A 22,354-nucleotide genomic window follows, 5' to 3' on the forward strand; every position below is an offset into this window, starting at 1 on the left:
TTGGACATCTACCGTGATTCGGAGCGTGCGGCGGTCGCGCCGGGCCGGGCGGGTGCCCGGCGGCGGTGCTCCCGGGACGGCGTCAGGTCGGCGGCACCCCGGCGAAGGCCGCGTCGAGCACGCGGCGCACGGCCTCCCGGGTCACCGGAACGGGATTCGCGTAGGGGGCGTCCAGGACGGCGTCGACCACGGAGCCGATCCCGTCCGCCGGCAGACCGAGCGCTGCCAGCGACATCTCGGCACCTGTGTCCAGCGCGAGCCGATGGAGCGTGCCGGCCGGATCGGGGGTGCCGAGCGCCGAGACCAACGCCGTCCGGGCCTCGGCGTGTGCCCGCAGGTTGAGGGCGAGCACGTGCGGCAGTACCGCCGTGTGGGTCGGGGCGTGTGGCAGGTCGAACGCACCCCCGAGCACGTGGCAGAGCTTGTGGTGCAACGACATCGTGGTGGCGCCGAGAACGGTGCCCGCCAGCCAGGAGCCGTAGAGGGCGTCGGCCCGGTCGTCGATGTCCGCCCGGCCGGAGGCGAGCGAGGGCAATACGCGCGCCAGTACTCGTACCGACTCGGCGGCGAGCAGTGAGGTGACCGGCGTGGCATCGGGGGCGTAGAGGGCCTCCGCCGCGTGCGCGACGGCGTTCACGGCGCTGGTCGACGAGACGGCGGGCGGCAGCCCGACGGTCAGGGCCGGGTCGTACACGACGCTCACCGGGCGCACCCGCGGATCCCGGCCGGTGATCTTCCGGCCGTCGGTGGTGAGCCCCCACACCGGCGTCATCTCCGAGCCCGAGTAGGTGGTCGGTACGGCGACGACCGGCAGCCCGGTCCGCAGGGCGATGACCTTCGCGAGCCCGATCGCGGAGCCCCCGCCCACGGCGACACAGCCGTCGGCGTCCAGCTCGCGGCATCGCGCGACCGCACGGTCCGCGATCCCGGCCGGGACGTGCATCTCGGCGTGCGGGTGCAGCCCGGCACTCCGGGTGCCGAGCGACTCCGTCACGGCGTCGGCGGCAGCGGGCCGGTCCGGCGAGCACACCACGATGACGCGTCGCAGCCCGAGCCGGTCGATCTCGGCCGGGAGCCGGTCGAGCGCCCCGACCGCGAACCTCACCCGTCCCGGTGCGGATTCGTGGACGAAGTCGCGGTTCACCGCCGGTCCTGTTCGGGCAGTGGGGCCAGGACGACGTCGAACTCGAGGAGCCGGAACGGGTTCGCCGTCCCGTGCTGCCGGGCGAGGTCCGGGTCGTCGACGAGCCGCACCGGCCGGATCAGCGACTCCTTGACGCCGAACACGGCGTCCGAGTCCAGGTACGGGCTGTCCGCGACGAACACATGTGTGGTGAGCGGTCGGTGGCCCTCGGCCTCGACGATCAGGTGCACGTGGGCCGGCCGGTTCGGATGACGGCCGGTGGCGGCGAGCAGCTGCCCGACCGGGCCGTCGTCGGGTATCGGGTAGTGGCGGGGCACGACGGAGCGCAGCCGGTAGCGGCCGGCGCCGTCGGTACGGAACAGCCCGCGAAGGTTGGACTCGGGTGTCGAGTCCGGCTGCTGGACGTCGTAGAACCCCGATCCGTTCGCCTGCCAGACGTCGACCCGTGCGCCGGCCAGCGGGGTCCCGTCGGCCGAGCACACCCGACCGGCGAGCACGCACGGCTCTCCGTCGCCGTCGAGCGAGATGTCGGCTCCCAGCTCACGTTCCGGCGACTCGACCATGTGGAACGGCCCGAGGACGGTGGAGTCGGTGGCGGCCACCGAGGTCCGGTTCCCGATCGCGTCGACCAGCATGGACACGCCGAGGACGTCGGACAGCAGGACGAACTCCTGGCGGGTGTCGTTGCACATCCGCCCGACCGCGGTGAGGAAGTCGACGGCGCGCTGCCACTCGTCGTGGGTCGGTTCGATCTCCTTCACGAAGTCGTGCAGGTGTGTGACGAGTGCGGTGAGCACGCTGCGCAGCCGGGGATCGGCCGTGCCGGCGAAGCTCGCGTCCACGATCTCCGCCGAGTGCGCCTCCGAGAAGCCGGTGGCGCTCATCCGGTCCGCTCCTCGTCGGCCGGGCTCCGGTCGGTGGGGGTGAACGACGACCGTTCCAGGACAGCCGCGCCCGCGCGGAACGCGAGGCGGGCGGCGGTCTCGGCGGGGGAGGAGTCGAGTACGTCGGAGAAGACCTCCACCGACGCCGGCGACCGGACACCGTGCGCGGCCAGTGCATCGAGCACGGCGGTGGTGTCGCCCGCCCCCTGGCCGGGCAGCAGCCGCCGGTGGCGGGCCTCGTTCATCAGATCGGCCTCGGCACGGGGGGCCACGTCGCACAGCTGGACCGAGTGGATCGTGTCGGCCGGCACGTGCTGCAGGTCCGCCGGGGTGGCACCGGAGCGGAACCAGTGCCACAGGTCGATCACCAGCCCTCCGTTGGGCCGGTCGGCGGAGCCGACGATCTCGGCGGCTGCGGGGAGGGTCCGGACGTGCGCGTAGGGCAGGAACTCCAGGCCGATCAGCAGGCCGTGCGCCGCGGCCCGGTCACACAGGCCCGCGAACCCGCGGACGAGGGTGGCGACCGGATGGTCGACGAACATCGGGACGTTCAGCTGGCGGACCCCGATCCGGTCGGCGAACCGGAACACGACGTCCTCGACCGGATCACCGGCCCCGGACCAGTCCCAGGTGTGCTCCAGCTCGAGGACCCGGAGCTCGTGCTCCGCGAGCAGGTCCCGGATCGCGGCGTCCTCGCGCCCGGCGTCGCGGTAGTCGGAGACGCGCAGACCGATGCCGGTGAACCCGGCGGCGGCCGCCGCACGGACGCGGGTGTCCAGGTCGGCACGGCGAAGGGTGTTGGCGCTGCAGGCCAGCGACGGCGATCCGGTGCTCATGCGGACACGGCCGTCCGTCGCGGGTCACCCGGTGTGGCGGATCCGGACAGCCAGGCCGCACCCTCGGCGTACAGGCGGTGGACGGCCTCGCCGGTGAGCCCCGGGAGCCCGTCGGCGACGGTGAACCCGGAGCGGGTCTGGACGTAGCCGAGGTGGCGGTACCCGGCCGGGAAGCGGTCCAGCAGCTCCCGGTCGAGCCGGAGCGAGGCCGACGGATCGACCGGATCCAGCCGGTCCTTCTCGTAGATCGGCTGCCGGCGGGCGATCCGCCATCCCTCGTCGTCGCGCAGGCAGAAGTCGTAGAACCGGCCCGTGCACACCACGTCGACCTCGATCCCCTCGACGACGGCCCGCTGGCTGATCGACATTTTCGTCTGGGTCGTCGCGCGGTCACCGGCGACGTCGGCCGTGTGCCCGCCCAGGAAGTGCAGGATGTTCACCCCGTGCTCGAAGCCGTCGCGGCTGGCCGCGATGAACTCGCGGGCCGACCCCTGGAACCAGGTCGCGGTCATCCAGCCGTCCGGTGTCCACACAGTGGCAAACCGTTCCCAGTCACCGGCGTCCCGCCAGAGTGCCCAGTTGTCGATCAGGTTACGCAGAGCAAGTGCATCCTCGTACCGCTGTGGCAGCGTGTCTGACCTCCTCGTCTCGTACGGCGACAGGATCGCCCGGTAACGTCGACCGTGGGCGTGTCGCCCTGCGGCCGGAACCGAGCTTGGACCGTGCGAACTCCCGGGACCAGGCATTGTTGCCGTCCAGTGGCAATCTCGGGTCTATTCTGCGAGGCATGGCCGGTCGCACGAACTCCCCGGGGCAGACGGTCTCCGGCCGCCTGCTGTCCGTCCTGGACTGTTTCTCGGTCGCGCGTCCCGCGTTGACCCTCAGCGAGGTGGCCCGGCACAGCGGCCTGCCGGTGTCGACCGCGCGCCGGCTGATCGGCGAGCTCTGCGCGTGGGGCGGGCTGGAGCGGACGGCCGACGGGCGGTACCGGATCGGGATGCGCCTCTGGACCATCGGCAGCCTGGCGCCCCGGCAGCGGGACCTGCGAGAGGCCGCGTTGCCCTACATGCACGACCTCTTTCAGGCCACCAAGGAGAACGTCCAGCTCGTGGTCGAGGAGGGTGGGCGGGCGCTGTGCATCGAGAAGATCTCGAGCTCCCGGGCGGTGCCCACGCGGACCGAGGTCGGTGGCCGGTTGCCGCTGCACGCCACCGGTGTCGGCAAGGCGATCCTGGCGTTCTCCCCGCACGAGCTGCTGGCGGAGGTCGTGGCGCCGGGGCTGGCGCGGCTCACCCCGCAGACGATCACCGAGCCCGGCCGGCTCGCGCGGGCGCTGCGCGAGGTGCGCACGGCCGGCGTCGCTTACTCCTACGAGGAGATGACCCTCGGTGCGGTCTCGGTGGCGGCCCCGGTCACGCTGCTCGGTAGCGGGGTGTGTGCCGCGCTGGGGATCGTTGCGCACTCGCACACCGTGGTGGACCGGTTGGCCCCTGCGGTGCGGACGGCCGCGCTGGGGATCTCGCGGTCGATCGCCTGATCCGCAGCGGCCGTGATCCGGCGCGACGCGCCTGCCTCATCCCTCCGGCGCGAGCTCGGCCCGCAGCACGTCCTTGCGGATCTTCCCGATCGTGGTGCGGGGCAGCTCGGAGCGCACGAGCACCCGCTCCGGGACCTTGAACCGGGACAACCGCTCCCGGCACCAGGCGATCAGCTCCTCCGGTGTGGCGGCGTGGCCGTCGCGCAGCACGACGTGCGCGACGACGGTCTCGTCGTACAGCGGATCGGGCATCCCGTGCACGGCGCTCTCCAGTACCGCCGGATGCGCCCCGATCGCCTGCTCGACCTCGCCGGTCGAGACGTTCTCCCCGGCCCGCTTGACCAGGTCCCCGGCCCGGTCGACGAAGTGGACCCGGCCGGCCCCGTCCTGCCGAACGAGATCGCCGGTGCGCAACCAGCCGTCGTCGAACAGTGCGACGGTGGCCTCGGGCCGGCCGTGGTAGCCGGGTGTCACATCGACGCCGGGGGTACCGCCGATCTGCAGCTCGCCGGGGGTGCCGCGGGGGACCGGGCTGCCGTCCGGGCCGACGACCCGGATCCGCACGCCGGCCAGCGGCAGCCCGACCGAATCCCATCGGCGCCGCTCGTCGAGCGGGTTCACCAGCGGTGGGACGACGGTCTCGGTCATCCCGTACAGCTGGACCAGTGGTGCCCCGAAGCGCTCCTCGAACGTGGCGGCCTGAGTATCGGTCAGGTTCTGCGCGAAGAGCACCAGCCGCAGCGCGTTGTCCGAATCGGCCGGATCGGGCTCGGAGCGGGCCAGCAGCATCCGGATCGGCGCGGCGAACAGGCTGGCCAGGGTCGGTTCCAGCATCCTGGCCTGGCGCGGCCAGCCGGTCGCGGAGAAGCGCGGGGTGAGCGCGATCGAGCCGCCCGCGACCAGCGCGGACATCAGACAGTAGTACTGGGCGTTGCCGTGGAACAGCGGCAGCGTGACCAGCCACCGGTCGGCCCCGGTGACCCCCAGGTGCTCGGCGACGGCCCGTCCGGACCGCAGGTAGTTCGCCGGGGTGACCTGCACGCCCTTCGGGGCGCTGGTGGTGCCGGAGGTGAACATGATCGCCGCGATCGCGGCGCGCCGGTGCGGCGGTGGCGGTGGCGCATCGGCCCGTGCGGCGACCAGCTCGTCGGCGTCGAGCACGGTCCGGTCGCCGGCCGCGGCGGTGACCGTCTCCCACAGCTGCGGATCGACGACCGAGAGCGCCGCGCCGGAGTCGTCGAGCTGGTGGGTGACCTCGGCCGTGGTGGACAGCGGGTTCACCGGAACCACGACGGCGCCGAGCCGGGCGCAGGCGAACCAGACGTCCAGGAACTCCGGCCGGTTGGCCGTCATCAGGTGCACCCGGTCGCCGGCGCCGATCCCGAGACCGGCGAGCAGCCCCGCGGTCGCGTCGGCCCGCCGGACCTGCTCGGCGTAGCCGATCCGGACGAGCGCGTCGTCGCCGTCGAACAGCAGGAACGGCGCGTCCGGACGGGTGGTGGCGGTCGCGCTCAGCAGGTCGTAGGCGTCGTGCGCCATGGGTGGCTCCGTTCGTCGCAGCTCGGGCATCCGGGTCACAGGGTGCCCGGAAAGCCCTCCAGCGCGGCGATCTTGGTGAACACGGTGAGCCGGTCCGGCCGGGCCACGGTCGGGTCGATGTGCTGGTAGGTGTTCAGCACGTTCTGCGCGAGCCGCCCGGACTCGGGCAGCTCGGCGAACCGGCCGAGGTCGATCGAGGCGACGGCCTCGTCCACGCCGAGTCCGTCCTCGTACCGCTTGCGGGCCTCCGCCTCGACGAACACCAGGTACTCACGCATCTCGGCGACCTCGGGCTTGCCGCTGACCGGCCCGTGCCCGGGCACGATGGTGTCGACGTCCATGTCCAGGACCAGGTCGAGCGCGGCGACCCAGCGCTCGATCGGACCGGCCCAGGCGATCGGGGTGCCGCCGACGAAGACGACGTCGCCGGCGTAGAGCAGCCGGGCGTCCGGCACGTGCACCAGCGCGTCGCCGGGGGTGTGCGCCGGGCCGACCTGGATCAGCCGGACCTCGCGCCCGCCGACGTCGAGGCTCTCCTGCCCGCTGAAGGTGCGGTCCGGGCCGGTCATCGTGATGCCCTCGAGATCGAAGGGACCGAAGATGTGCCGGGCGAACTCGCCGAGTGTCCCGTCGAGCCGCTTCACCGCGGTGATGGCGTCGGCCGCCTCCTGGGTCATCAGCTCGGCGGCCGCGGCGGTCGCGACGATCTCGACGTCGCGGGCGGCGAGCAGCTCGTTGCCGAAGGTGTGGTCGGGATCATGGTGGGTGTTGACCAGGGTTCGCAGCGGGAACTCGTCGACGACCGGGGCGATGCCGTCGAGCATCTCCCGGGTGAGCTTGAGGTCGAACAGGGTGTCGACCAGCAGCGACGTCCCCGAGCCGGTGATCAGGCCGGCGTTGCTCCAGCCCCAGCTGCCGTCCGGCTGCAGCCAGGCGTGGCAGCCCTGACCCAGGTCGTGCAGGCCGCGGCGGTAGTCCGTTGTGCTCATCGGGCGATTCCTCTCGGGTGGGTGGCGGGCGCGATCACAGGATCACCGGCCGGCTCTCCCAGCCGCGGGCGACGGAGTTGGTGGTGCGGCGCACCGCCGGGACGGCTCCGGGACGCGCGTCCGGGAACGACCGCAGGATGTTCTCGAACACGACCTGGCCCTCCAGCCGGGCCAGCGGGGCGCCCACGCAGAAGTGCACCCCGTGGTAGAAGGCCAGATGCTTGTTGTCCTCGCGGGGGACCAGGAAGGTGTCCGGCTCGGTGAACCGGCGCGGGTCCCGGTTCGCCGCGGCCGGGCAGGGGAACAGCAGGCTCCCGGCCGGGATCGTGTGGTCGCCGATCTCGACGTCGGCGGTGGCCTTGCGGATCACCAGGTGCAGCGGAGGGTCGATCCGCAGCATCTCCTCGATCGCCGCGGGCAGCAGCGACATGTCCGCCTCGATCCGCCGGCGGGTACCGGGATGGTCGAACAGCAGGGTCAGGCCGGCGCCGATCAGCGTCGTGGTGGTCTCGTTGCCGGCGACCAGCAGCAGGGCCAGCTGGGCGAGCAGCTCGATGTCGCCGAGGGTGTCGCCGTCGATCGTCTCGGTCCGGACAAGGGTGCTGATCAGGTCGTCGCGCGGTTCGGCGCGGCGGGCCGCGACCAGCTCACCGAGGTAGTCGAACAGCTCCAGCGAGGTGGCGATCGCCTGGTCCCGGCGCGGGCCCTGGACGACCGGATCGAAGGTGGACGCGTAGGCGTAGGACCAGTCCCGGAACCGCGGGCGCATCTCGTCGGGCACGCCGAGGATCGCGGCGATCACGGCGACCGGCACGTCCGCGGCGAAGCCGGGCATGATGTCGAACTCCTCGCCGCGCGGGTAGCGGTCGATGAGCTCGGCGGTGACCCGCTCGACCAGCGGGCGCCAGCGCTGCGTGGCCTGCACCGTGAAGACGTGCCGGAAGGTCGACCGGATCCGGGTGTGCACCGGCGGATCGGCGAACATGAACAGCCGCGACGCGGCGTCGAGGAACCGCAGGTGCTCGGGATCGGACGGGTCGTGGGTGCTCGGCGCGGAGTCGTGGAAGACGTCGCTGGAGAAGAGCTTCGGGTCGGTCCCGATCTGCCGGACGTCGGCGTAGCGGGTGACGATGTAGGCGCCCAGCACATCGGACCAGTGGACGCCGTCGCCGGTCTCACGCAGCTCGGCGTAGACCGGGTACGGATCGGCGAGCCGGCCCAGGAACAGTGACTCCACGGGTCCGGGCGCCTGCGGGGCGGCGGAGCCGGCGGGGGGTACGACGGACACGGGGTCCTCCGTCTTCGTTGACGTCGGGTGGTGGGATTCGTCGGGTGGTGAGACTCAGTGCCCGGTGCGCAGTGGCACCGGTGATGCGGAGGGGTGGACGGTCTGCCGGGTCTCACCCAGCGCCGTCGAGGAGAGAACGACCTCGTCGCCGGGGGCGAGCCAGCCGGTGAACGCCCCCGGATCGGGGGTGTCGACGTGTTCGAGCAGGCAGCCACCGGGCACGGTGCCGGAACCGATCACGTCGCCGGGCACCAGGTCGGTGCCGCGGGAGAGGAAGGCGAGCAGCTCGCCCCAGCTCCAGTCCATCCCGGACAGCGAGCCGCGGGCGATCTCCCGGCCGTTGACGGCGGCGGCGACCTCGAACCCGGGTTCGATCTCGTCGGCGGTGACCAGTGCCGGGCCGAGGGTGATCGCGCTGTCCTTCGACTTGCCCATCCCGATGCCCTGCGCCATGTCGCGCAGCTGGTGGTCACGGGCGGTCCAGTCGTTGAAGAAGGTGTAGCCGACGATGTGCCGCGCAGCGGTGTCCGGGTGCAGGTCCCGGCCACCCCGCCCGATGACGGCGCCGACCTCCAGCTCGAAGTCGAACCAGCGTGATCCGGGGGCGATCGGCACGTCGTCGTGCGGCCCGATCACCGCGGCCGGGTTGCCGAAGTAGAAGGCCGGGGTCTGCGACCAGGCCGGGTGCAGCTCCTCGGTGCGGCCGATCGCCCGGTAGCAGCCGCGCAGATGGTCCAGGAAGCACAGGCCGTCGCGGATCGACGGCGGACGGGGGATCGGGGCGAGCAGCCGGACCCCGGTCAGCGGATGCACCTCGGCGGGCCGCGACCGGGCTGTGGCGGCGGCGTCGGCGAGCTGCTCACCGTCGTCGCCGAGCAGCGAGACGAGGGTGATGTCGGCGGGCAGACCGCGCACCGTCCCGCCGTCCAGCAGGCCGGCCCTGGGCCCGGAGCCGGCGTCGTAGGTCACCCATCTCATGCGCTCACCCGCCGGTGGGCCGGCGGGGCGGTCCCGGCCCGGGTGGTCGTTGCTGATGCCACGGTGCACCGTCCTCGACGCTCGTCGATGAACCCGTACCCGAGTACAGATTCGATGCCGCCGAAGGTAGGGCCGGTTCGCCGACGAAGCAAGACCCGAGTACAACTTCGTGCGATGTGCTGTGCTGTACTGGTCCGGATGGAGTCGACCGCGGTGCACGTCCCGCCGCCGCTGACCCGGCGCACCCGCAAGCGCAACGAGCGCCGGGACCGGGTCTACGCCGCAGCGGTCGAGCTGTTCGTCGAGCAGGGCTTCGAGGCCACCTCGATGGACGAGATCGCTCTCCGGTCCGGGGTGGCCCGCACGACGGTGTTCAACCATTTCCCGCGCAAGGCGCTGTTCCTCGACGAGTGGGCCCGCCGGCGCCGGGAGTCCGCGGCCCGCTCGCTGGACGACGCCGATCTCGCCGGGCGCCGGCTGCGTGAGCTGCTCGGTGGCTACCTGGCCGCGCTCGCCGGGCTCAACGTCTCGACCCGGGTCGAGACCGCGGCGCTGATGGAGGTGGCGCTGCGCAACGGCAACACCCTGCTCGGGCACGACCTGGGTGGCGAGCTCGCCGACCTGGTCGCGGCCACCGGGGCGCGACTGCGTCCGTCGGCGGACCCGACCCAGGTCGGGCGCCTGCTCTCGCTGGGCTACTACTCGGCCGTGGTGCGCTGGATCCACGTCGAGCCGGCGCCGTTCGATCTCGCCGCCGAGCTGGCCGCGTTGCTCGACACGGTGCTCGGCGGTGCGCTCGACGACCGGGGCTGACCTCCCGGGCCGGGATGTCCGACCACGGTCCGACGCCCAAGATCCGCCCGTGCTCCGATGCTCCGCACCCCTGCTCCGGGGCAACCTGTGGGTACGGCGCCGGGACCCGGCGCAGAGCGGAGGAGCAGGAGATGACCACGATGACCGTCGACCCGAACGGCCCGGCACCGCGCAGCGCGGGCGACCCGGACGCGTACCCCGTACTGACCGTCCTAATGCTGATGCTCGGCGGCTTCGTGCTGCCGTTCGTCGGCTGGCTGGCCGGGGTGGTGATGCTCTGGACCGGCCGGGCGTGGACGGTCGGGGAGAAGTGGCTCGGCACGCTGGTGTGGCCCGCGGTCGTCATCGTGCCGGCGTCGGCGCCGGTGTTCGGCGTGCTGATCGGGCCCGCCGGTGCACCGGCCTGGACGATCGGGGTCGGGCTCGTGCTCGCCGCGGTCGCGGTCCTCGTCGTGCTGCCGTGGACCTTCGTCCGGCTGCTGAGGGCCGGGCGTCGCTGAGCACCGGGCATCGCCGATGCGCATACCCACCGAAGAAGGTGTCCACGCTCACACGAACGGGTCATCGCGAAACCCGCCAGGCAACGTGTTAATGCGGATTAACGTGACCGTTGCCATCCGCATCTGCGGATTCGTGGATTTCGACCCCATCGCGCTGAGCTGCTGATACGCCGCGGATGACCGAACGCGCTGCGGAGAAGTACCCCGGAACGGGGTCGAACCGCGGAGCGCATCCCGGCGAAGAGCCCATCGTTTCGCCCTCGACGGACTCCGGTGAGCGGCTCCCCTGCATCACAGCCGCCGGAGGTGATGGAGAGGACGACGATGTCTGCCCCGACACGTGCACGCACACCACGCAGCGACGTCAGCCGACGGCGCTTTCTCGGCTACCTGGTCGCCGCGCCCACGCTGGTCGTCGCGGCCGAGCTGGGCCGCCAGCAGCTGTTCGCCCCGCCCGGGGCATCGGCCGCGGCGATCCCCTCGCCGCCCCAGGTCGCCGATGTCTACGACCTGCTCGACGCGGTCCGGGACTCCTCGCGGCCGACCGCGAACCTGATCCGGGTGGAGGTCAACCGGGACGGCACGGTGTCGTTCCAGCTGCCCCGTTCCGACAACGGCCAGGGCATCGTCACCTCGACCGCGATGATCATCGCGGAGGAGATGGACCTCGAGCCCGAGCAGGTGATCGTCACCCTCGCCGACTCCCGGCCCGAACTGGTGTTCAACCAGCTCACCGGCGGTTCGAGCACGACGTTCTCCACCTACACCCCGATCCGGGTCGCCGCGGCGCTCGCGAAGGGCAGGCTGCTCGACGCGGCCGCGCACCTGCTCGGGCAGGACGTCGACACGCTCACCAGCCGCGCCGGCCTGATCACCGGTGCCGGCGGCAGTGCGATCCCGTTCGGTGAGCTCACCGAGGCGGCGGCCAGCGACGTCACCCGCGAGGTCCAGGTCGCGCTCAAGCCGCGCGAGGACTTCACGGTGATCGGCACCCCGCGGACCAAGTCCGACGCCCGGGCGATCGTCACCGGCAAGAAGGAGTTCATCGCCGACCTGAAGATCCCGGACGCACTGCCGACCGTGATCTGCCGCGGCCCGAACCTCAACTCGGCCCCGACCGGCGTGAACAACATCGACGAGGTCCGGAACATGCCGGGCGTCACCGATGTCGTGCAGGTCAGCACCGGTGTCGCAGTCCGTGCGCACACCTACGGCCAGGCCCTCGACGCGGTCAACGCGCTGGACGTGCAGTGGGACGGCGGAACGATCGAGGGCGAGAACGACGAGTCGATCCTGCAGAAGGTCCGCGCCGCGGAGCTCCCGCTCGCCGTCCCGTCGGTGCCGGGCGAGACCGTCGAGGGCGAGTTCGCCTTCTACTTCCGCAGCAGCTCCGCGCTGGAGACGAACACCGCGATCGCCGACGTCCGCGACGGCAAGGCCGACATCTGGACATCGCTGAAGATCCCGATCACCGTGCAGTACGACATCGCCGAGCAGCTCGGGCTGCCGGTCAACGCGGTGACGATCCGGATCATCCAGGGCGGCGGCTCGTTCGGCCGCAGGCTGTTCGGTGACGCCGCCAAGGAGGCCGCCGAGATCTCGCAGAAGCTCGGCAAGCCGGTCAAGCTGATCTGGAGCCGGGCCGACGACTCCCGCCAGGGCCGGGTGCACCCGCTGGCCACCTCGCGGATCCGCGCGGTCGTCGCCGGCGAGTCGGTGGTCAGCTTCGAGCAGCGGCACACCAGCGTCGCCTGCGACTTCGGGCACGGTTTCGGTGACGCGATCACCGCCGCCGCGGCCAAGGCGCCGCTCGGCCAGGTCGGCGTCGCCGAGGCGATCTGGGAGCTCACCCAGAACACCCCGTACGACTTCGGTGTGCAGACCCGCACGCTGTCCGAGGTCGACATGCGGTTCAACACCGGGTCGATGCGCAACGTGTACTCGCCGGACGTCGGTACCGCACGCGATCTGATCGTCGACCAGATCGCCGCGAAGATGGGCAAGGACCCGTACGAGTTCCGTCGCGAGTTCCTGCGCAACGACGCGATGCGCGCGGTGCTCGACAAGGTCGCCGAGGAGGGGAACTGGGGCCGGTCCATGAAGGACGGCACCGCCCAGGGCCTCGGGTTCCACGTCGAGTACAAGAGCTTCGCCGCCTGCCTGGTCGAGATCGACTGCCGGCCGGAGACGGCGGACCGCAAGGTCCGCGACGCCCGCACCGGGCCGCGGATCACCAAGGTGGTGTTCGCCAGCGACGGTGGCCTGGTGATCAACCCGCTCGGCTACAAGGCCCAGATCATGGGCGGTATCAACGATGCGATCGCGATGACGCTGACCTCCGGACTGCACCTGGAGGACGGGCACTTCGTCGAGGCGAGCTGGGACAACTACTTCTACACCCGGCAGTGGAACACCCCGCTGGAGATGGACATCTTCATCGTCGACAACGGGCGGCCCGAGCCGGGTGGGGTCGGCGAGCTCTCCGTCGCGCCGACCTGTGGCGCGATCGCGAACGCCTACGCCAGGGCGACCGGCAAGGTGCCGGAGTACTTCCCGATCATGCACAAGGACCCGCTGCCGTTCGAGCCGTACCCGACGGTCCCGCCGGTGCCGCCCTCGCCGACCAACGGTCTCGAGCTGGCCCGCTGACGCGTCGTTCGCACTGAGGAGCGCCCACCACATGTCCACACATACGTTCAAGCTCAACGGCGAGTCGGTCTCGGTCGAGGTCGAGGACGACGTTCGTCTGCTCTGGGTCCTGCGGGATCTGCTCGGGGTGACCGGTCCGAAGTACGGCTGCGGGATCAATGTCTGCAAGGCCTGTACGTCGCACATCAACGGCAAGGAGTTCAATCCGTGTGCGACGCCGGTCGGCGCGTTGTCGGACTCGGATGAGGTCACGACGATCGAGGGCTTGGCCGACGGGGAGAAGTTGCACCCGATGCAGCAGGCCTGGATCGACAACGATGTCGCGCAGTGCGGGTACTGCCAGCCGGGTCAGATCATGGCTGCGGTTGCGTTGGTGAAGCGGTCGAAGGCGGAGGGCCGCAAGATCGATGATGCGGCTCTGGACGAGATTCGCAACATCTGTCGGTGCGGCACGTACAACCGGATCCGCGAGGCGATCAAGGCCGGCGCGGACAAGATGTGACGCGCCGGGGTCGCGTCCGCCGCCAGGGCTCCCGGCGGCGGCCGCGCCCCCCCTTCGGACGACACCCCCTCAGCGGTTCGGTGTCAATCCGCGACGCTCACCCGGACGGGTGGTTCACCTCACAGGGTGAAGCGCTGCCGGTGCGGGGGTAAAAGGGGTGGTTTCTCCGCAGATGCGGGTAAGGCTCACCTGATCGTCAGCTTGTTGACCTGCGAAGAGGGTGATCACCGGTGAGCGGGCGCGCGGATCCGGTCGACACCGGAACGGTCTACCGGCGCGTAACCGTCGAACGTTCGGTCTCGTTGCCTGCGCTGAGAGCCCATGGCGCCCCGCTCCCCGCACGCGGGCGCCGCGCTGGCCACCGCAGCACCCTGGAGAGGACAACGATGCCCGCTCATCGCGCCCCCGCCCCCGAGCGTCCGGCGTCCGACGGCGCCCGATCGAACGTCAGCAGGCGCCGCTTCCTCGGCTTCCTGGTCGCGGCACCGACCCTCGTGGTCGCCGCCGAGCTGGGCAGGCAGACCGTGTTCGGCGGGAGCGTGCCGCAGGCCAACGCCGCGGCGATCCCGTCGCCGCCGCTGCCTGCCGAGGTCTACGACCTGCTCGACGCCGTCCGCGACGCGGCCCGGCCGACCGCCAACCTGATCCGGATCGCGGTCAACCGGGACGGCACGGTCTCGTTCGCGCTGCCCCGCTCGGACAACGGCCAGGGCATCATCACGTCCACCCAGATGATCATCGCCGAGGAGATGAACCTGGACCCGGACCAGGTCGTCGTCACCCTCGCCGACGCCCGTCCGGAGCTGGTGTTCAACCAGCTCACCGGCGGTTCGACGACGACGTTCTCCACCTACACCCCGATCCGGGTGGCCGCGGCGCTGGCCCAGGGCCGGCTGCTCGACGCCGCCGCCGCCCAGCTCGGCCAGGAGAAGAGCGTCCTCACCAGCCGGACCGGCCTGATCCTCGGCCAGAACGGCGAGGAGCTGCCCTTCGGTGAGCTCACCGAGGCCGCGGCCAGCCCGGTGGACGACATCGTCGACGTGGTGCTCAAGCCGCGCGAGGAGTTCACCGTCATCGGCACCCCGCGCACCAAGTCCGACGCGCGGGCGATGGTCACCGGGAAGAAGAAGTTCCTCACCGACCTGCAGGTCCCGGACGCGCTGCCGACCGTGATCTGCCGCGGCCCGAACCTGAACTCGGCCCCGACCGGGGTGAACAACATCGACGAGGTCCGGAACATGCCGGGCGTCACCGACGTCGCGCAGGTCCGCACCGGTGTCGCGGTCCGCGCGGTCACCTTCGGACAGGCCGTCGACGCGGTGAACGCACTCGACGTGAGCTGGGACGGCGGCACCGTCGCCGGTGAGGACGACGAGTCGATCCTGGCCACGGTGCGCCGCGGCGAGCTGCCGCTGGCCGTGCCGCAGGTGCCCGGCGAGACGGTCGAGGGCGAGTTCGTCTTCTACTTCCGCAGCAACTCCGCGCTGGAGACGAACTGCGCGATCGCCGACGTCCGCAGCGGATCGGCGGAGCTATGGGGGCCGTCCAAGAGCCCGATCGCGGCGCAGGCCGAGATCGCCCAGGAGCTCGGGCTGCCGCAGAACGCGGTCACCATCCACGTCACCGAGGGCGGCGGCTCGTTCGGACGGCGGCTGTTCTTCGACGCGCTGCAGGAGGCCGCCGAGGTCTCCAAGGTGATGGGCAAGCCGGTCAAGCTCATGTGGACCCGGGCCGACGACTCCCGTCAGGGCCGGGTGCACCCGCTGGCCACCACCCGGGTGCGGGCGCAGGTCAGCGGCGAGTCGGTCTCCAGCTTCGAGATCCGGCACACCAGCGTGTCGACCGAGGTGAACCCCGGCTTCTCCGAGGGGATCACCGCCGCGGTCGCCAAGCTGCCGCTCGGGAACTACTCGGTGTCCCAGGCCATCTACCTGACGACCCAGACCAACCCGTACAACGTCGGCGTCGCGACCTCGCTGCTCAACGAGGTCGACATGCGCTTCAACACCTGCTCGATGCGCAACATCTACTCGCCGGACACGGCCACCGCGCGCGAGCTGATGATCGACCAGGTCGCCGCGAGGATGGGCAAGGACCCGTACGAGTTCCGGTCCGGCTTCGTGAAGCTCGAACGCTTCAAGAAGGTCGTCGACCGGGCCGCCGAAGAGGCGAACTGGGGCAAGTCGATGCCGGCGGGCACCGCCCAGGGCATCGCGATCCACCAGGAGTACAAGGGCATCGCCTGCGCGGTCGTCGAGCTCGACTGCCGCCCGGAGACGGTGAACCGGGAGATCCGCTCCGCCCGCACCGGCCCGCGCGTCACCAAGGTGACCTACGTCGTCGACATCGGCCTGGTGATCAACCCGCGCGGGCTCGAGGCGCAGATGATGGGCGGCATCAACGACGGCATCGCGATGACGCTGACCTCCGGGATGCACCTGGAGGACGGCCACTTCGTCGAGGCGAGCTGGGACAACTACTTCTACACCCGGCAGTGGAACACCCCGCCCGAGATGAACATCGTGATCATCGATGACTCCGAGGCGCCCGAGCCCGGCGGTGCCGGCGAGTTCGGCGTGGCCGCCACCTGCGGTGCCGTCGCCTGTGCCTACGCGCGGGCCACCGGGACCGTGCCGGAGTACTTCCCGATCATGCACAAGGACCCGCTGCCGTTCGAGCCGTACCCGACGGTCCCGCCGGTGCCGCCCGCCCCCACCAACGGCCTCGAGCTGGCCCGCTGAGAGCAGGAGCTTCGTCATGCCCACACACACCTTCACGCTCAACGGTGAGCAGGTCTCGGTCGAGGTCGAGGACGACGTTCGTCTGCTCTGGGTCCTGCGGGATCTGCTCGGGGTGACCGGTCCGAAGTACGGCTGCGGGATCAATGTCTGCAAGGCCTGTACGTCGCACATCAACGGCAAGGAGTTCAATCCGTGTGCGACGCCGGTCGGCGCGTTGTCGGACTCGGATGAGGTCACGACGATCGAGGGCTTGGCCGACGGGGAGAAGTTGCACCCGATGCAGCAGGCCTGGATCGACAACGATGTCGCGCAGTGCGGGTACTGCCAGCCGGGTCAGATCATGGCTGCGGTTGCGTTGGTGAAGCGGTCGAAGGCGGAGGGCCGCAAGATCGATGATGCGGCTCTGGACGAGATTCGCAACATCTGTCGGTGCGGCACGTACAACCGGATCCGCGAGGCCATCAAGGCCGGCGCGGACAACATGTGATCGTCGTGCGGCGTGGTCCGAACGCCGCACGTCACTAGGCCGTTAGAGTGACGGCCTGCTCGCTCCCCAGACGAAGGACGGATTCGATGAAGAACCGGATGCGACGCTCGCTGATCGCCGTCGGCGCCCTGGGCGCCGTGGCGTTCCCGCTGGCCGGGATGGCCGCGGCCGACGAGGGCTCGGAGAACCCCACGCAGGGCTACCCGAGCACCCAGAGCCCGACCCAGGCGATCGACGCCGTCGGTTCGCTGGCCGACACCGCGCAGTACGGCTTCGTCGACGCCGCGGACAGCTACCTGCCGAGCAACCGCCCCGACGGCGTCAACGGGACCGAGACCGAGTTCCCGGCGCTGACCCCCGGCTACGTCGAGGGCCCGGTCGGCGGGCTGCTGAAGAACGGTCCCTTCGAGTAAAGGGGCTCCCGGTCGGCGGGGCCGCATCCCGGTCGGGGTGCGGCCCCGCCGCCGTGTCCGAGGCTGTCAGTGCAGGAACTTCAGCCCGACGACGCCGGCGACGATCGCCAGCAGGCACAGCAGCCGTGCCGTGGTCGCGGGCTCGCCGAGCGCGACCATGCCGTAGATCGCGGTGCCGACCGCGCCGATGCCGACCCAGATCGCGTATGCGGTGCCGACCGGCAGCTCCCGCAGCGCCAGCGCCAGCCCGCCCATGCTCAGGAACAACGCGACGCCGAACAGGACCGACGGTCCCAGCCGGGAGAACCCCCGGCTCTGCGACAGCGCCGCCGCCCACACCGTCTCCAGCAGGCCCGAGACGACCAGATACACCCATGCCATGACGCACGCCCTCCTCGAAGGCTGCGTCGTCTTGGCGGTCCGGGTACGGCGCGTCTCGTCCGGGGTGCCACCCTCCGGCGGCCCGGTTCCGAGCATGCCGCAGCGGCCGGCCGGGGGCACCCGATGGTGACCGATCGGACCTTCCCGGCCCGGCCGGGAGGTTCGTGCGACCCTGGTGCCGTGACCGCCCAGCCCGACCGGCCCGACGGGCCAGCCCAGCCCGACCGGCCCGACCGGCCGGCCCGGCCCGACCGGCTGGGATCACTCGGCCCGGGACCCGGCGGGCCGATGGCCGAGCTCCGCGAGCGCTGCGCCCCGCTGTCGTTCGCCCCGCTCCCCGGGTTCGCGACCGCCCCGCCCACCGCTCCCGGCTGGATCCCGCTCGCCCGGATCGCCGATCCCGGCGATCCGGCCCTGGACCGGCTGCTCGACGCCCGCGGCGACGAGCCGCCCGGCCCGCGCGCGGTGCACACGTTGCGCGAGCTGCTGCGCGAGCTGCTGTTCGCGACGGCGGGCTCGGTGTACCTGTCCGGGGCGGCGCCGCAGCCGTCGGCACAGCGCTACCTCTACCGGATCGGGCCGGGCGGGATCGACGAGCGGCTCCTGGTCGTCGACCGGGATCCGGTCGGTGACCGGGAGCTGGCCCCGGCGTTCGTCGGCACCCTCGCCCCGCTCGTCGAGCTGGTGGGGGAGCGGACCAGGGTGGGGTCACGGACGCTGTGGAGCTACGTCGTCGACATGCTGCACTTCGGGATGATGAACGTCGCCCGCCAGCTCGGCCGGGACCGTGCGCAGGCGTGGCGCCGGGCGGAGGAGCTGGCCGGGCACCTGTTCGAGGCCGGGCTGCCGCGTCGCTCGGTGCCGGCGCTGGTGCGCTACGGCGCGACCGACGACCAGGTGTGGGGTGTGCGTGGGGCCTGCTGCCTGGACTTCACCGACGGCGTCCACGGGATGTGCCTGACCTGCCCGGTGCTCGACGCCGAGGAGCGCGCCCGCAAGTGGGCCGCATCCGACCTCGCTGGACGAAAGTAAGGCTTACCTCTACGGTCCGCAGGGTGCTGCTCGCGCCGGACCGCCCCCGCATCGTTCCCGCCCACCCGCGCTCCGCACTGGACCGGCGCGGCTTCCTCGCCGCCGGTGCGCTCGCCGGGCTGACCGCCGTGACCGGGTGCTCGCCCGCGGGGCCGGCCGGTGACGCCCCGGCCGACGGCCGGACCGTCGAACACCCGCTGGGGACGGCCGTCGTCCCGGCGGCGCCGCAGCGGATCGTGTCGCTGGACAGCAACGGCGGCCTGCAGGTCGCCCTCGAGCTCGGGGTGCCGCTGATCGCCTCGGAGACGCTGCAGGGTGCGGCCCCGGTGCCGCCCTACCTGCCGGCGCCGCCGGCGGACTTCACGCCGCTCGGGTTCAACCAGCTCAACCTGGAGCAGCTGGTCGCGATGGGCCCCGATCTGATCATCGGCAACACCTCGCGGGTCGAGGAGCACTACGACCGGCTCGCCGCGATCGCGCCGACGGTCGCCTACGCGAACTCCGGGAGCGGCGCCGTCTGGCAGGAGGCGGTGCGCACGATCGGTGACGTACTCGGGGCCGAGGAGGAGATCGAGCGGCGGCTGGCCGGCTACACCGAGCGGCTCGACCAGGTGCGGTCGGCGCACGCCGGGCTGCTCGACCGGTACACCGTCACGCTGCTCCGGTTCACCACCGACGAGCTGCGGATCGTTCGCGGCCAGGTGTTCGGCTCGGCCATCCTGGCCGACGCCGGGGCGACCCGGCCGCCGTCCACCGAGCTGCCGTCGCCGCAGGAGACGCACGTACCGATCGGCGACGAGTCGGTCGGCGCGCTCGCCGACGCCGACGTGCTGCTCTACTTCCTGGGCGGTGGCGGCCTGGTCGACCAGGCCGACGAGACGTTCGAGCGCTACACCACCGGCGGTCTGTGGGAGCAGTTGCCCGCGGTGCGGGCCGGCCGGGTCGCGCAGGTCGATCCGCTCGCCTGGTGGGACGGATACTCGGTCTCGGCCGGGCTCGCCTGCCTCGACGAGCTGGACCGCGTGCTCGGCGATCTTCCCGTCTGATCAACCTCAGGTTCTTGCCGAGTGACGGCGCGTGCCACATAGTGTTCGTCATGCCTAACTCGCGCCCGTTGTCGAGGCGAACTCCGGTGCTCGCGGCGGTGCTGCTCGCGGTCGCGCTGCTGGCGGGGGCCTGCGGCACGGGATCGGACACGGCCGCGGCGGACGACGACCCGCGCCCGGTGGTGCTGGCGACCTTCACGGTGATCGCCGACATGGCCCGCGAGGTCGGCGGCGACCGGGTCCGAGTCGAGTCGATCACCCGTCCGGGCGCGGAGATCCACGACTACGAGCCGGTGCCCGGCGATCTGGTCCGCGGCGCCGGGGCCGATCTGGTGCTGGACAACGGCATGGGCCTGGAGCGCTGGTTCGAGCAGTTCGTCGACCGCTCGGAGGCCCGGTCGGTGACGGTCAGCGACGGTGTCGAGGTGCTGCCGATCGTGGCGGGGGAGTACCGGGACCGGCCGAACCCGCACGCGTGGATGTCACCGGTGGGCGGGGTGCGCTACGTGCAGAACATCCGGGACGCGCTGATCGAGCTCGATCCCGACGGCCGCGAGGTCTACACCGCGAACGCGGACCGCTACGCCGGCGAGATCCACCGGGTCGGCGAGGACCTGCGCGCCGAGCTCGGTGCCCTGCCCGAATCGCAGCGCGCACTGGTGACCTGCGAGGGCGCCTTCTCCTACCTGGCCCGCGATGTCGGTCTGCAGGAGGCCTACCTCTGGCCGGTGAACAGCGACGCCGAGGGCACGCCGGACCAGATCGCGAGCACGATCGGGTTCGTCCGCGACAACGCGGTCCCCGCGGTGTTCTGCGAGAGCACGGTCAACGACTCCGCGCAGCGCCAGGTCGCCGCCGAGACCGGGGCCCGCCTCGCCGGCCCGCTCTACGTCGACTCGCTGTCCGAACAGGACGGCCCGGTGCCCAGCTATCTCGAACTGCTCCGGCACGACGCACGCGTGATCGCCGAGGGACTCACCGGGGGTGTCCGATGATCGTGCTCGACGTACGGGGTGTGTCGGTGCGCTACGGCGAGGTGACCGCGCTCGACGAGGTCGACCTGCAACTGGGCGCCGGCACCGTGTGCGGCCTGCTGGGCGCCAACGGCTCCGGCAAGTCGACCCTGTTCAAGGCGACGATGGGACTGCTGCGCCCGTACGCGGGCACCGTCCGGATCCGCGGCGGCGACGTCCGGTCCGCCCGCCGCGCCGCCGCTATCGCCTACATGCCGCAGGCCGAGGCGATCGACCCGGACTTCCCGATCACCGCCCGCGAGGTCGTCCTGACCGGCCGCTACGGCCGGATGAGCATCGCCAGACGGGCCCGGGCGGCGGACCGCACGGCCGTCGACGAGGCGCTCGCCCGGGTCGGGCTGACCGATCTCGCCGACCGGCAGATCGGGCGGCTGTCCGGCGGGCAGCGCAAGCGCGTGTTCCTGGCCAGGGCGATCGCCCAGGACGCCCCGCTGCTGCTGCTCGACGAGCCGTTCGCCGGGGTCGACCGCGGCACCCAGGAGGCGATGACGACCGTGCTGCACGAGCTGCGCGACGACGGCCGGACGGTGCTGGTGTCCACCCACGACATCGCGGGCGTCGACACGTTGTGCGACCGGGCGGTGCTGCTCGCCGGCCGGCTGCTGGCCGACGGGCCGCCGTCCGAGGTCGTCACACCGGAGGTGCTCGGACAGGTGTTCGGCATGCCGCCGGTCAGGGAGGGAGAGACCCGATGATCGCCTGGTTGCTGGAGCCACTGCAGTTCGGGTTCATGCAGCGGGCGCTGCTGGTCGCCGTGGTGGCGGGCACGGTCGGAGCGTTGCTGTCCTGCTGGTTGACCCTGGTCGGCTGGTCGCTGATGGGCGACGCGGTGTCGCACGCGGTGCTGCCCGGGGTGGTGCTGTCCTACATCATCGGCATCCCGTTCGGTGTCGGCGCCTTCGTGTTCGGCGCCGGAGCCGTCGGGCTGATCGGGCTGGTCCGCCGCACGTCGCGGGTCAAGGAGGACGCCGCGATCGGTGTGGTCTTCACCGGTCTGTTCGCGCTCGGGCTGGTCCTGATCTCGCGCACGCCCAGCGACACCGACCTGTCGCACATCCTGTTCGGCAACCTGCTGGGGCTGTCCACCGGTGACGTGACGCAGATCGTCGTGCTGGGGCTGATCACCGTGGTGGTGGTCCTGTTGCGGCATCGCGACTTCACCCTGGTCGCCTTCGACCGGGTGCACGCGCACGCGATCGGGATCGAGCCGCGCCGGGTCGAGGCGCTGCTGCTGGGGCTGCTCGCACTGGCCGTCGTGGTGGCGCTGCAGGCGGTCGGGATCGTCCTGGTCGTCGCCGTCCTGATCATCCCCGGGGCGACCGCATACCTGCTGACCGACCGGATGGAGCCGATGCTCGCGGTGGCCGTCGCGGTCGCGGTGCTGTCCGGAGTGGTGGGCAGCTACGCCAGCTACTACGTGAACGTCTCCACCGGCGGGTCGGTCGTCCTCAGTCTCGCCGCCGCGTTCGTGCTGGCCTACCTGTTCGGGCCCCGGCACGGCGTGATCGCCCGGTATCGGAACGCCCGCCGACCGGTGCCTGCGGCGAGCCGCTGAGGAGGG

General features: G+C 71.7%; 22 protein-coding genes and 1 riboswitch. Of the genes, 13 read left to right on the top strand and 9 right to left on the bottom strand.

Translation table 11 applies throughout. The features are described 5' to 3' along the window. Positions 1–82: 82 nt before the first annotated feature. Genes Pdca_RS01900 through Pdca_RS01915 form a run of 4 tightly spaced genes read right to left on the bottom strand, consistent with a single transcriptional unit; the run spans position 83 to position 3,529 of the window. A complete protein-coding gene (locus tag Pdca_RS01900; protein WP_085911817.1) occupies positions 83–1,144 on the bottom strand; it encodes a maleylacetate reductase in 1,062 nt (353 codons plus the stop codon). Continuing rightward, complete coding sequence (locus Pdca_RS01905) at positions 1,141–2,028, bottom strand: dioxygenase family protein (RefSeq protein ID WP_085911816.1); 888 nt, start codon at positions 2,026–2,028, stop codon at positions 1,141–1,143. The genes Pdca_RS01900 and Pdca_RS01905 overlap by 4 nt, the downstream gene beginning before the upstream one ends. Then, on the bottom strand, positions 2,025–2,864 hold the full coding sequence (locus Pdca_RS01910) for a sugar phosphate isomerase/epimerase family protein (protein ID WP_085911815.1): 840 nt from the start codon (positions 2,862–2,864) through the stop codon (positions 2,025–2,027). Before Pdca_RS01910 ends, Pdca_RS01905 begins: the two co-directional genes overlap by 4 nt. Further along, complete coding sequence (locus tag Pdca_RS01915) at positions 2,861–3,529, bottom strand: nuclear transport factor 2 family protein (RefSeq protein ID WP_331852689.1); 669 nt, start codon at positions 3,527–3,529, stop codon at positions 2,861–2,863. The genes Pdca_RS01910 and Pdca_RS01915 overlap by 4 nt, the downstream gene beginning before the upstream one ends. A 122-nt stretch (positions 3,530–3,651) precedes the next feature. Between Pdca_RS01915 and Pdca_RS01920 the strand changes: the two genes are divergently transcribed. Then, positions 3,652–4,401, top strand: coding sequence for an IclR family transcriptional regulator (locus Pdca_RS01920; RefSeq protein WP_085911813.1), 750 nt, complete (start codon positions 3,652–3,654; stop codon positions 4,399–4,401). Between the two features lie 36 nt (positions 4,402–4,437). Here Pdca_RS01920 and Pdca_RS01925 read toward each other — a convergent pair whose 3' ends face one another. The 4 genes from Pdca_RS01925 to Pdca_RS01940 are packed head-to-tail and all read right to left on the bottom strand — an operon-like array spanning position 4,438 to position 9,195. Further along, a complete protein-coding gene (locus Pdca_RS01925) occupies positions 4,438–5,940 on the bottom strand; it encodes a class I adenylate-forming enzyme family protein (RefSeq protein ID WP_158092098.1) in 1,503 nt (500 codons plus the stop codon). 35 nt (positions 5,941–5,975) lie between these two features. Then, positions 5,976–6,929, bottom strand: a complete 954-nt coding sequence (locus Pdca_RS01930; protein WP_085911811.1) for an MBL fold metallo-hydrolase — start codon at positions 6,927–6,929, stop codon at positions 5,976–5,978. A gap of 34 nt (positions 6,930–6,963) precedes the next feature. Next, entirely contained in the window at positions 6,964–8,217 is a 1,254-nt protein-coding gene (locus Pdca_RS01935; protein WP_085911810.1) for a cytochrome P450, read from the bottom strand. Positions 8,218–8,271: 54 nt separating this feature from the next. After that, on the bottom strand, positions 8,272–9,195 hold the full coding sequence (locus Pdca_RS01940) for a fumarylacetoacetate hydrolase family protein (RefSeq protein ID WP_085911998.1): 924 nt from the start codon (positions 9,193–9,195) through the stop codon (positions 8,272–8,274). A gap of 198 nt (positions 9,196–9,393) precedes the next feature. Here Pdca_RS01940 and Pdca_RS01945 point away from each other — a divergent pair, with 198 nt between their 5' ends. The 7 genes from Pdca_RS01945 to Pdca_RS01975 all read left to right on the top strand — a co-directional run bounded on the left by Pdca_RS01945 (position 9,394) and on the right by Pdca_RS01975 (position 17,300). Further along, positions 9,394–10,008, top strand: coding sequence for a TetR/AcrR family transcriptional regulator (locus Pdca_RS01945; protein WP_085911809.1), 615 nt, complete (start codon positions 9,394–9,396; stop codon positions 10,006–10,008). A 131-nt stretch (positions 10,009–10,139) separates the two neighbouring features. Further along, complete coding sequence (locus Pdca_RS01950) at positions 10,140–10,508, top strand: hypothetical protein (RefSeq protein ID WP_085911808.1); 369 nt, start codon at positions 10,140–10,142, stop codon at positions 10,506–10,508. Between the two features lie 324 nt (positions 10,509–10,832). Beyond that, positions 10,833–13,157 carry a molybdopterin cofactor-binding domain-containing protein gene (locus tag Pdca_RS01955; protein ID WP_085911807.1) on the top strand — a complete coding sequence of 775 codons (2,325 nt, stop codon included), beginning with the start codon at positions 10,833–10,835 and terminating at the stop codon, positions 13,155–13,157. A 31-nt stretch (positions 13,158–13,188) separates the two neighbouring features. Next, complete coding sequence (locus tag Pdca_RS01960) at positions 13,189–13,659, top strand: (2Fe-2S)-binding protein (RefSeq protein ID WP_125911203.1); 471 nt, start codon at positions 13,189–13,191, stop codon at positions 13,657–13,659. Between the two features lie 386 nt (positions 13,660–14,045). Next, the gene (locus Pdca_RS01965; protein WP_085916921.1) at positions 14,046–16,400 is read left to right on the top strand and encodes a molybdopterin cofactor-binding domain-containing protein; all 2,355 of its coding nucleotides are present in this window, start codon (positions 14,046–14,048) and stop codon (positions 16,398–16,400) included. 16 nt (positions 16,401–16,416) lie between these two features. After that, positions 16,417–16,887 (top strand): (2Fe-2S)-binding protein, encoded by a 471-nt coding sequence (locus tag Pdca_RS01970; RefSeq protein WP_125911204.1) that lies wholly within the window; start codon positions 16,417–16,419, stop codon positions 16,885–16,887. An 86-nt stretch (positions 16,888–16,973) separates the two neighbouring features. Next, positions 16,974–17,300, top strand: coding sequence for a hypothetical protein (locus tag Pdca_RS01975; protein WP_085913679.1), 327 nt, complete (start codon positions 16,974–16,976; stop codon positions 17,298–17,300). Positions 17,301–17,366: 66 nt separating this feature from the next. Here the strand turns inward: Pdca_RS01975 and Pdca_RS01980 are convergent, their stop codons facing one another. After that, a complete protein-coding gene (locus tag Pdca_RS01980) occupies positions 17,367–17,681 on the bottom strand; it encodes a DMT family transporter (protein WP_085913678.1) in 315 nt (104 codons plus the stop codon). A 20-nt stretch (positions 17,682–17,701) separates the two neighbouring features. Continuing rightward, positions 17,702–17,768: riboswitch (guanidine-III (ykkC-III) riboswitch) on the bottom strand. A gap of 93 nt (positions 17,769–17,861) precedes the next feature. Between Pdca_RS01980 and Pdca_RS01985 the strand changes: the two genes are divergently transcribed. The 5 genes from Pdca_RS01985 to Pdca_RS02005 are packed head-to-tail and all read left to right on the top strand — an operon-like array spanning position 17,862 to position 22,348. Next, positions 17,862–18,713, top strand: coding sequence for a hypothetical protein (locus tag Pdca_RS01985; RefSeq protein WP_085913677.1), 852 nt, complete (start codon positions 17,862–17,864; stop codon positions 18,711–18,713). Positions 18,714–18,736: 23 nt separating this feature from the next. Then, a complete protein-coding gene (locus Pdca_RS01990; protein ID WP_085913676.1) occupies positions 18,737–19,759 on the top strand; it encodes an iron-siderophore ABC transporter substrate-binding protein in 1,023 nt (340 codons plus the stop codon). Positions 19,760–19,809: 50 nt separating this feature from the next. After that, the gene (locus tag Pdca_RS01995; RefSeq protein WP_085913693.1) at positions 19,810–20,754 is read left to right on the top strand and encodes a metal ABC transporter substrate-binding protein; all 945 of its coding nucleotides are present in this window, start codon (positions 19,810–19,812) and stop codon (positions 20,752–20,754) included. Continuing rightward, on the top strand, positions 20,751–21,488 hold the full coding sequence (locus Pdca_RS02000) for a metal ABC transporter ATP-binding protein (protein ID WP_085913675.1): 738 nt from the start codon (positions 20,751–20,753) through the stop codon (positions 21,486–21,488). The genes Pdca_RS01995 and Pdca_RS02000 overlap by 4 nt, the downstream gene beginning before the upstream one ends. Further along, the gene (locus tag Pdca_RS02005) at positions 21,485–22,348 is read left to right on the top strand and encodes a metal ABC transporter permease (protein ID WP_085913674.1); all 864 of its coding nucleotides are present in this window, start codon (positions 21,485–21,487) and stop codon (positions 22,346–22,348) included. Before Pdca_RS02000 ends, Pdca_RS02005 begins: the two co-directional genes overlap by 4 nt. The last annotated feature ends 6 nt before the right edge of the window (positions 22,349–22,354 follow it).

It is taken from the genome of Pseudonocardia autotrophica (genome assembly GCF_003945385.1).
In the GTDB taxonomy this organism is placed as follows: domain Bacteria; phylum Actinomycetota; class Actinomycetes; order Mycobacteriales; family Pseudonocardiaceae; genus Pseudonocardia; species Pseudonocardia autotrophica.

Bases quoted from the DNA above. Each gene is read 5' to 3' on its own strand.
- Pdca_RS01905 (WP_085911816.1), bottom strand. From the start codon at position 2,028: ATGAGCGCCACCGGCTTCTCGGAGGCGCACTCGGCGGAGATCGTGGAC.
- Pdca_RS01910 (WP_085911815.1), bottom strand. From the start codon at position 2,864: ATGAGCACCGGATCGCCGTCGCTGGCCTGCAGCGCCAACACCCTTCGC.
- Pdca_RS01920 (WP_085911813.1), top strand. From the start codon at position 3,652: ATGGCCGGTCGCACGAACTCCCCGGGGCAGACGGTCTCCGGCCGCCTG.
- Pdca_RS01925 (WP_158092098.1), bottom strand. From the start codon at position 5,940: ATGGCGCACGACGCCTACGACCTGCTGAGCGCGACCGCCACCACCCGT.
- Pdca_RS01930 (WP_085911811.1), bottom strand. From the start codon at position 6,929: ATGAGCACAACGGACTACCGCCGCGGCCTGCACGACCTGGGTCAGGGC.
- Pdca_RS01940 (WP_085911998.1), bottom strand. From the start codon at position 9,195: ATGAGATGGGTGACCTACGACGCCGGCTCCGGGCCCAGGGCCGGCCTG.
- Pdca_RS01945 (WP_085911809.1), top strand. From the start codon at position 9,394: ATGGAGTCGACCGCGGTGCACGTCCCGCCGCCGCTGACCCGGCGCACC.
- Pdca_RS01950 (WP_085911808.1), top strand. From the start codon at position 10,140: ATGACCACGATGACCGTCGACCCGAACGGCCCGGCACCGCGCAGCGCG.
- Pdca_RS01955 (WP_085911807.1), top strand. From the start codon at position 10,833: ATGTCTGCCCCGACACGTGCACGCACACCACGCAGCGACGTCAGCCGA.
- Pdca_RS01960 (WP_125911203.1), top strand. From the start codon at position 13,189: ATGTCCACACATACGTTCAAGCTCAACGGCGAGTCGGTCTCGGTCGAG.
- Pdca_RS01965 (WP_085916921.1), top strand. From the start codon at position 14,046: ATGCCCGCTCATCGCGCCCCCGCCCCCGAGCGTCCGGCGTCCGACGGC.
- Pdca_RS01970 (WP_125911204.1), top strand. From the start codon at position 16,417: ATGCCCACACACACCTTCACGCTCAACGGTGAGCAGGTCTCGGTCGAG.
- Pdca_RS01975 (WP_085913679.1), top strand. From the start codon at position 16,974: ATGAAGAACCGGATGCGACGCTCGCTGATCGCCGTCGGCGCCCTGGGC.
- Pdca_RS01980 (WP_085913678.1), bottom strand. From the start codon at position 17,681: ATGGCATGGGTGTATCTGGTCGTCTCGGGCCTGCTGGAGACGGTGTGG.
- Pdca_RS01995 (WP_085913693.1), top strand. From the start codon at position 19,810: ATGCCTAACTCGCGCCCGTTGTCGAGGCGAACTCCGGTGCTCGCGGCG.
- Pdca_RS02000 (WP_085913675.1), top strand. From the start codon at position 20,751: ATGATCGTGCTCGACGTACGGGGTGTGTCGGTGCGCTACGGCGAGGTG.
- Pdca_RS02005 (WP_085913674.1), top strand. From the start codon at position 21,485: ATGATCGCCTGGTTGCTGGAGCCACTGCAGTTCGGGTTCATGCAGCGG.